The sequence below is a fragment of the Mycetocola reblochoni REB411 genome (assembly GCF_900163835.1).
GTDB lineage: Bacteria > Actinomycetota > Actinomycetes > Actinomycetales > Microbacteriaceae > Mycetocola_B > Mycetocola_B reblochoni.
This window is the reverse complement of the sequence record NZ_FUKR01000028.1, coordinates 33,617-42,324: the sequence shown is the minus strand read 5'-3', so window position 1 is coordinate 42,324 and position 8,708 is coordinate 33,617. Positions and strand designations below refer to the sequence as shown.

7 protein-coding genes and 1 pseudogene are annotated in these 8,708 nt (G+C 70.3%); 6 read left to right on the top strand and 2 right to left on the bottom strand.

Annotated features, from left to right (window positions below; all coding sequences use genetic code 11):
* Both FM119_RS04905 and FM119_RS04900 read right to left on the bottom strand, forming a co-directional pair.
* Nucleotides 1-420, bottom strand: a pseudogene (locus tag FM119_RS04905) (hypothetical protein); the annotation flags it as partial.
* Complete coding sequence (locus FM119_RS04900) at nt 404-1,408, bottom strand: methionine ABC transporter ATP-binding protein (protein WP_179205205.1); 1,005 nt, start codon at nt 1,406-1,408, stop codon at nt 404-406. The gene FM119_RS04900 and the pseudogene FM119_RS04905, both read right to left, overlap by 17 nt.
* Nucleotides 1,409-1,744: 336 nt before the next feature.
* Here FM119_RS04900 and FM119_RS04895 point away from each other — a divergent pair, with 336 nt between their 5' ends.
* The 6 genes from FM119_RS04895 to FM119_RS04870 all read left to right on the top strand — a co-directional run bounded on the left by FM119_RS04895 (nt 1,745) and on the right by FM119_RS04870 (nt 8,543).
* Nucleotides 1,745-2,362, top strand: a complete 618-nt coding sequence (locus FM119_RS04895; protein ID WP_087136569.1) for a helix-turn-helix domain-containing protein — start codon at nt 1,745-1,747, stop codon at nt 2,360-2,362.
* 115 nt (nt 2,363-2,477) lie between these two features.
* Complete coding sequence (locus FM119_RS04890; RefSeq protein WP_087136568.1) at nt 2,478-3,578, top strand: ABC transporter substrate-binding protein; 1,101 nt, start codon at nt 2,478-2,480, stop codon at nt 3,576-3,578.
* Nucleotides 3,575-4,903 (top strand): amidohydrolase family protein, encoded by a 1,329-nt coding sequence (locus FM119_RS04885; RefSeq protein ID WP_087136567.1) that lies wholly within the window; start codon nt 3,575-3,577, stop codon nt 4,901-4,903. The genes FM119_RS04890 and FM119_RS04885 overlap by 4 nt, the downstream gene beginning before the upstream one ends.
* Nucleotides 4,900-5,664, top strand: coding sequence for an ABC transporter ATP-binding protein (locus FM119_RS04880; RefSeq protein WP_087136566.1), 765 nt, complete (start codon nt 4,900-4,902; stop codon nt 5,662-5,664). Before FM119_RS04885 ends, FM119_RS04880 begins: the two co-directional genes overlap by 4 nt.
* Nucleotides 5,661-6,452 (top strand): ABC transporter permease, encoded by a 792-nt coding sequence (locus FM119_RS04875; RefSeq protein ID WP_087136565.1) that lies wholly within the window; start codon nt 5,661-5,663, stop codon nt 6,450-6,452. The genes FM119_RS04880 and FM119_RS04875 overlap by 4 nt, the downstream gene beginning before the upstream one ends.
* A 114-nt stretch (nt 6,453-6,566) precedes the next feature.
* Nucleotides 6,567-8,543: a M13 family metallopeptidase gene (locus FM119_RS04870; protein WP_087136564.1), complete on the top strand. Its 1,977-nt coding sequence runs from the start codon at nt 6,567-6,569 to the stop codon at nt 8,541-8,543.
* Nucleotides 8,544-8,708: the final 165 nt, after the last annotated feature.

Here is an 8,708-nt window from a genome sequence, read left to right as displayed (position 1 = left end):
CGACGCGGCCTCGATCTTGCCCTGCCCGACGCCGAGGAGGGTGGTCTCGACGAGCCGGGCGACGAAGGGGATCGACGAGACCACGATCGGGACGATCGCCGCCGTCGGGCCGATGTAGGTGCCGACGAGGGCCTTCGTGAACGGGATGATCGCGACGGCGAGGATGATGAACGGCACGGCCCTGACCGTGTTCACCACGACGCCGAGGCCGCGGTACACGGCAGGGGTCGGCGCCACCCCGAGCGGGCTCGTCGCGTACAGCACGATGCCGACGACCAGCCCGGCGACGATGATGACGAGGAACGACACGGCGCTGGTGTACAGCGTCTCGCCCGCCGCGGCGAGCACGTTGTCGATCGTCTTGGTCCAGTCGTAGCCGTCGAGGGACCAGGCGCTGCGGAGCTCAGTAGCGGTCGACATGGACGTTCCTCTCGGTGAGCCACGCGCTGATCGGCTGCAGGGGGGCGGGGGAGCCGTCGGGCCGGGCGATGATCAGGTGGAAGCGGGAGAACCAGACCCCCGCGATCCGTTCGGAGCTGACCGAGGCCACGGTCACGTCGACGTCGAAGTCGCGGGTCAGCGCGCTGACGTACGGCCGGGCGGAGAGGTTGCCCTCGAAGGTCGCCGTCAGCGATCCCGGGCCGTTGTGCGGCTCCGCGTCGACACGGTGGGGGAACAGCGCGGCGCCCAGGCGGGAGTCCGCGTCCCTGACCAGGCTGCGCACCTCGCCGCTCTCGACGACGCGGCCGGACTCGAGCAGCGTCGCGTCGTCGGCGATGCGCTTGACGACGTCGAGCTCGTGGGTGATGAGGACGATGGTCAGGCCGAGCTCGCGCCTGACGTCCTCCAGCAGGGCGAGGATCTGCTCGGTCGTCTCGGAGTCCAGCGCCGACGTCGCCTCGTCGCAGAGCAGGATGTTCGGCTCGCTCACGAGCGCCCTGGCGATGCCGACGCGCTGCTTCTGGCCGCCCGACAGCTGGGCGGGGGAGTGCCCGGCCCTGTCGCTGAGCCCGACCAGCTCGAGGACGCGGTCGGTTCGGCTGCGGGCCTGTGCCCGGGACAGCCCCTGCAGCTCGAGGGGGAAGGCGACGTTCGCGGCGACGGTGCGGCGGTCGTACAGGTTGAAGTGCTGGAACACCATCCCGATGCGCCTGCGGGTGGCGCGCAGCTGCGCGGCTGATGCCGCCGTGATGTCCTCGCCGTCGACGAGCACCCGCCCCGAGCTCACCGGTGCCAGCCCGTTGATGGTGCGCACCAGCGTCGACTTGCCCGCGCCGGAGCGTCCGATGATCGCGTGGATCTGGTCGGAGGCGACGGTGAGCGAGACGTCGTCGAGCGCGGTCACGGTGCGCGGTGCGCGGCCGAAGCGCGCCGTCACGCCCTCCACTGTGATTGTTCCGCCTGTCACCTGTCGTGCCTTCCGGTCACGGAGACCCTGCCCCGGACGGGCGGGTTCATCCGGCGCCTCGGGCCGGGACCGCGGGGCGTAGCCACACGCTAGGGAGCGGTGACCGGGCGGGGCAACGGCGGCCGTCATGCGCCGTGACCGGGCGTCATCGACGGTGGTCCGGCGTCATCCGGCGTGATCGGGGGCGACGCGGGGTCACGGTGGGTGGCGCGGCGGTCTCGGGGGCTCATCGCCGTCGCTTCGCACGGGGCGTCAGCGATTTACATGAATGAAACGCGGTGGTAACCCCGATGCGACCGCGCGGACTTTACAGTCGATATAGCCAGAGTAAACACCGTGTTTACTGAAGTGGAGGACCCGTTGACCGAGACCGAGACCGATGCCGTCGCCCTGGGCGCCCGCGTCCGCGAGCTGCGCGGCATCACGGGACTGTCGATGCGCGATCTGGCGGTCAAGGCCGGCGTGAGCGCCGGGTACGTCAGCCAGATCGAGAAGGGACAGGCCAACGCGAGCCTCGGTGTGCTCAGGGCCATCGCCGACGCCTTCGGGATCCCGTGGCTCGAGCTGTTCGGGCCCGCACCCCGGCACGGCCGGTTGCTCCGCCACGGTGACAGGCCGCGGCTGTTCTCCGACGGCGGAGTCGAGCACTACGGGATCACCCAGGCGCCCATCGGCAACGTCGAGGTCCTCGTGTCCGTCTACCAGCCGGGTGAGGGGACCGGCGCCGACGACTACACCCACGGCGACTCCCAGGAGATCTGCCTCGTCCAACGCGGCACCCTCCGGTTGACCGTGAACGGTGAGCAGCACGACCTCGGCCCCGGCGACAGCATCGAGTACCGCACCTCCTCGCCGCACGCGATCCGCAACATCGGGGACGTTCCGGCCGAGGCCGTCTGGGTCGTCACGCCTCCGTCCATGCCGAGCTGGCGACAGCGACCCCGAGCCGAGTAGCCCCCCCCAGACCGCTCCACCGCTCCACCGCTCCACGCCCCGGCGTGGAGCTCTCCCCGGCGCGCCACGAACCACTGCGCCTTCCGGCACCACCCCACCAGAAGGAACACAGAACATGAGAAAGACACCCACCCGCGGCGTCGTCGCCCTGACAGCACTCGCCGTGACGGCTCTCGCCCTGTCCGGCTGCTCAGCGGCCCAGGACGATGACAGCGCCGAGCTGACCACGGTGCGATTCGGGCTGCCCACCCAGATGGGCGCCAACAACTCGCCCATGGCCGTCGCCGAGGAGCTCGGCTACTTCGCCGAGGAGGGCATCGACCTGGAGATCGTCTTCACCACCGACTCCACCTCGATCATCCAGGGCGTCGACAGCGGCAGCCTCGAGGTCGGCAGCACCCCGCCCGAGCCGCTGCTGCAGACCATCGAGAACGGAGGGGACGTCGCCCTCGTCTACAACTACATCCGGCAGCAGACCGGCTCGATCGCGTCCCTGGCCGACGGGCCGGTGCAGGAGATCGGCGACCTCGAGGGGGGCGTCGTCGGACAGGCCAGCCTCGGCACGAGCAACCTCCTGCTCTCGAACGGGATCCTCTCCGAGGCGGGGCTCGTCGAGGACGTGGACTTCACCAACCTCGCCGTCGGCACCGGCGCGGCCGCTCTCCAGGCGCTGGAGTCGAACCAGGTGCAGGCGTTGTCGCTCTGGGACACCGAGTACGCGGCATTCGAGTCGCAGGGCGTCGAGCTCACCTACTTCACCACGGATGAGGTGGCGTCGCTGTTCTCCACCACCTACTTCACCTCGCCGGCGTACGTGGAGGACAACCCCGACGTCGTCGCGGGCTTCGGTCGCGCCATGGCCAAGGCGACGCTGTTCACGGCGACGAACCCGGAGGCGGCACTGCGCATCATGTACGAGGCGTACCCCGACACCCTCGTCGCCGGTACGAGCATGGAGGAGCAGCTGGCGACCACCCTCGTCGCGTTGGAACGTCGCGTCGAGCTGCTCACGGCGGACGACCCCCAGGGGACCTCGTCCTGGGGCGCCTACAGCGATGCCGCCGTCTCCGCGTGGGAGGACTTCTCCGTCGACGCGGGCATCGTCGCCTCCCCCGTCGATCTCGCCGCCCACATCGATGGAAGCCTCGTCGAGCGGTACAACGACTTCGACGGCGACGCCGTCGTCGACGAGGCCGAGTCGTGGAGCGCCGAATGAGCGGCCTGAGCTACACCGACGGAGTGCCCGCGATCGACCACCACTCCCATGCCGGTTACGTCCGCCCTGGACAGAGCCTCGAGCCGGTCTCCGCGCTCGCGGAGGAGAACGCGCTCGGTCACGTGGAGAGCCGCATCCCCCACGCCGACTATCAGCGGTGGATGGCCGCCGTCGAGTCGGGAGACAGCGACGTGGCGGAGAGGATCGGGGACGAGCTCGGCGTGCCCGCGCTCGTCGCCGAGAGCCGTCGCTACCAGGCCACGACCGTGCACGACCGCGCGCTCTGGGAGGGCGCGGAGGCACTCTATGGCCGCCACGACGAGGCCACCCTGGACCGGCTCAGCCTGCAGGCCAGGGAGACGGACTTCGCCGGGCTGTACGACAGGGCGCTCCAGCTGTCAGGGACGGCGAGCGTTCTGACGGACATCCCGGAGATCGACTCGACGGTCTGGCCGCACGAGCGGTACCGTCCGATCGCCCGCATCGACCCGTACCTGTTCCCGTTCGGGCACCCCGAGTGGACCGGAAGGGGAACGGATGCTCCGCGATTCCGTCGGGTCTTCAGCCGCGTGCTCGACCGGCAGCTGCAGATCGCCGACACCTCGCTCCCCAGGACGTTGGCCGCCTACGTCGACTTCGTCATGGCGTCGCTCGACCGTCGCCGGTCCGAGGGGTTCGTCGGGCTCAAGATCGCGTCCGCCTACGTCCGCACCCTGCGCTTCGAACGGACGAGCAGGTCCGTGGCCGAGGACGCGTGGGCGTCGCTGTCGCGCGGCGCCCCGCTCGACCCCGCGGCGCACAAGGCGCTCGCCGACCACCTCGCGTTCCTCGTGCTGGAGTGGGCGGTGGCGAACGACATGCCCGTGCAGATCCACACCGGCTTCGGCCACACCGAGCCGGGACTGCGAGTCAGCACGGCCGATCCGCTGCTCCTCGAGGAGCTGATCGGGGACCCCGCGCTCAACACGCTCACCGTCATCCTCATTCATGGTGGGTTCCCCTACAGCTCCCACCTCACCGCCCTCGCCCAGATGCACGGGAACGTGCACCTGGACTTCTCGTGGATGCCCTATCTGCAGCACCACGTCATGGAGCGGGTGCTCGAGGAGTGGCTGGAGCTGCTCCCCGCCAACCGGGTGATGTACGGCACCGACACCGGCTCACCCGAGCTGCACGTCTCCTCGACGCTTCGGGCCAGGCGTGCCCTCGACCGGGTCCTGGAGTCCGGCGTCAGGGACGGGCTCTGGTCGATGCGGCAGGCGGGGTGGCTCGCCGAGAGGGTGTTGCATGGCAACCTCTGCGACGCGTACGGGGTCGAGCTGTGAGCGCCCTCGTGGAACTGCGCGGCCTGCAGAAGAGCTACGCGACCCGCACGGGCCACGTGCACGCGCTCAGCGCCGTGGACCTCTCCATCCGCCAGGGCGAGTTCGTCGCCGTCGTCGGGCCCAGCGGCTGCGGCAAGACGACCATGCTCAAGATCCTGGCCGGTCTCGAGGAGCCCACGGGAGGAAGCGCGAGTCTCGGAGGGCACCCCGTCCGCACGGGGAGCGGCGATGTGGGAATGGTCTTCCAGAAGGCGACCCTGCTGCCGTGGAAGGACATCCTGGCGAACGTGCTGCTCCCGCTGAGCCTTCGCCGACGTCCGACGTCGGCCGACAGGACGAAAGCGATGGACCTGCTGGCGATGGCCGGACTGGCGGAGTTCGCGCGCAAGCGTCCCGGTGAGCTGAGCGGCGGCATGCAGCAGCGAGCCGCCATCTGTCGCGCGCTCGTGCACGACCCGTCGCTGCTCCTCATGGACGAGCCCTTCGGTGCGCTGGACGCCATGACCAGGGACACGCTCAACGTCGAGGTCAACCGCATCTGGCGGGAGACGGGGACGACGGCCGTGCTCATCACCCACTCGATCAGCGAGGCGGTGTTCCTCGCCGAACGCGTCATCGTCATGAGCCCGCGACCCGGCCGCATCGTCGAGGAGATCATCGTCCCCTTCGACCGCGAGCGCAGTCTCGATCTGCTCGGCGAACCGGAGTTCGCCGCGCTCACGTCCCGAATCCGCAGTCACTTTGAGGTGAGCCACGCATGAGCACCACCACCGTCAGCCCGCCGCGCCGCCCAAGCGGTCGGGGCGTCCAGATCACCGGCGGGATCGCCCTGCTCGTGGTCCTGCTGCTCGCCTGGCAGTTCCTGCCCGGCCTGCTCAACACGCCGCGCTACGTCATCCCGCCCCTCACCGAGGTTCTCGCGGCGCTCGTCGACCCCGCCGCGCTGCCGCGCTACCTCCAGAACGCGGCGGCCACCATGACCGAGGTCGGCTTGGGGCTGCTGATCGGCGTCGCCCTGGGGCTGGGCCTGGCCGTGACGCTGGCGCAGATGCCGAGAGTGTACGGGATCGTCTTCCCGTACATCGTCGCCATCGAGTCGATACCCAAGGTCGCCGTCGCCCCGCTCTTCGTCATCTGGTTCGGTTTCGGTCTCCCGTCCAAAGTCGTCGTCGTGGTCCTGCTCGCGTTCTTCCCCGTCCTGGTGAACACCATCCACGGGCTGCGTTCCGTGGACAGGGACCAGATCGACCTGTTCCGCGTGAACGGGGCGTCCCCGATGCAGCTGCGGACGCGTCTGCTGATCCCCGCGGCGCTGCCGCAGATCTTCAGTGGCCTGGAGCTCGCCGTCGCGAACGCGATGATCGGTGCGATCGTGGCCGAGTTCGTGGGAGCACAGCACGGACTCGGCGTGCTGATCCTTCAGGCTCAGGGCCGGATGGAGACACCCGCGGTGTTCGCGCTGCTGATCATCCTCTCGGCGCTCGGCATCCTGCTCAACCTCGCCGTCCGGCTCGCCAGGAGGTGGGTGATCACGTGGGAGCCGCGGTGACCTGTCGGCGGCGGCGGCCGGCCGTGGGGACTCCACACCCCGCCGAGCGGGGAAGGCGCTGACACCGGCGGTCACGCCGGTGCCGCCGTCGGCGCTCGCCGATACGCTGGGGACATGACTGACGCGCCCCTCCGCTCCGGCATCGACCCGACCACCTTCGACCCCGCCGTCCGCGCCCAGGACGACCTCTACCGGCACGTCAACGGCGGGTGGCTGGCGACGGCGCAGATCCCCGAGGACAAGTCGCGCTGGGGCTCGTTCAACGTCCTCGCCGACGAGGCGGAGGCCGCGGTCAAGCAGATCATCCTCGACTCCGTCGACGCCGAACCCGGCACGCTGGAGCGCACCATCGGCGACCTCTACACCTCCTTCATGGATGAGGACGCTATCCGTCGCAGGGGATGCGCACCGCTCGCCGAGCGCCTCGCCGAGGTCGATGCCGTCGGCACCGTCGCGGAGCTCGCCGCGCTCGTGGGCCGGCTGCAGCGCGGCGGCGTCCCCGGGCTGCTCGCCGTCTTCATCGACACCGACCCGGGCGACCCCTCGCGGTACCTGATCCACCTGGAGCAGTCCGGCATCAGCCTGCCCGACGAGTCCTACTACCGCGAGGAGTCCTTCGCCGAGACCCGCGAGGCCTACCGTGCCCACATCGAGCGGCTGCTGGCGCTCGCCTCGCCCGAGCGGGACGACTCCGGCGAGCGGGCGGAGCGCGTGTTCGAGCTCGAGACCGCGATCGCGGCGACCCACTGGGACAACGTCGCCACGCGCGACAGCCAGGCCACCTACAACCTGCTCCGCTGGGACGCCGCCGCGGAGCTCAGCGGCCGTCCCGCCCTGCTGGCCGCGTGGCGCGACGGCGTGCTCGGGGACAGCGAGGGGGCCATGGACGAGGTCATCGTCCGCGAGCCCGACGCCGTCACCGGCCTCGGCGCGCTCCTCGTCGAGGACCGCCTCGCGGCGTGGAAGGACTGGCTGAGCTGGAAGGTCGTCCACGCGTCGGCCGCCTACCTCACCGACGACTTCGTTGCCGAGAACTTCGATTTCTACGGCCGCACCCTCAGCGGCGTCCCCCGGATCAGGGAGCGGTGGAAGCGCGGCGTGTCCCTCGTCGAGGGCTCGCTCGGCGAGGCGGTCGGACGCGCCTACGTCCAGCGGCACTTCCCCGAGGAGTCGAAGACGCAGATGGACGTGCTCGTGGCCAACCTGGTCGAGGCGTACCGCGACTCGATCAGCACCCTCGACTGGATGAGCGAGGCCACACGCGAGCGCGCCCTCGCCAAGCTCGACCTCTTCACCCCCAAGATCGGGTATCCGGACCGCTGGCGTGACTACGACGGGCTCGTCATCGACGCCGGGGACCTCATCGGCAACGTCGCCCGCGTCACCGAGTTCGAGTACCGCAGGGAGCTCGCCAAGATCGGCTCCCCCGTCGACCGCGACGAGTGGTTCATGACGCCGCAGACCGTGAACGCGTACTACAACCCCGGCTTCAACGAGATCGTGTTCCCCGCCGCGATCCTCCAGTTCCCCTTCTTCGACCCGGAGCGCGACCCCGCCGCCAACTACGGGGCGATCGGCGCCGTGATCGGCCACGAGATCGGCCACGGCTTCGACGACCAGGGCTCGCGGTACGACGGCGAGGGCCGGCTGCTCGACTGGTGGACGCCGGAGGACCGCGCCGCGTTCGAGGAGCGCACCGCCGCCCTCATCGAGCAGTACGACGCGCTCGCGCCCGAGCAGACCCCGGGGCACCACGTCAACGGCGCCCTCACCATCGGCGAGAACATCGGAGATTTGGGCGGTCTCTCGATCGCCTGGAAGGCCTACCAGCGCTCGCTCGCCGGCGCGGACGCCCCCATCGTCGACGGCCTCAGCGGCGCGGAGCGGTTCTTCCTGTCCTGGGCGCAGGCCTGGCAGCAGAAGGCCAGAGACGCCGAGGTCATCCGGCTGCTCGCGATCGACCCGCACTCGCCCAACGAGTTCCGCTGCAACCAGATCGTCCGCAACCTCGACGCCTTCGCCGAGGCGTTCGGCCTGGCCGAGGGCGACGGGCTGTGGCTGGACCCCGCGTCCCGCGTCGCCATCTGGTGACGGGGAGGGCCGCAGGCGTCCGGCTCTCCGTTGTCGGGCTCCGGCGGTCCGGGCTCGGCGGGCAGGCCCCGGTGCGCCGGGTCCTGCGGGGGGTCATCGCTCGGCCGTTCCGGCTCGGGACAACCGACGGTGGTCGACAGGCGGTTTAGGATACCGTGAGTGAAT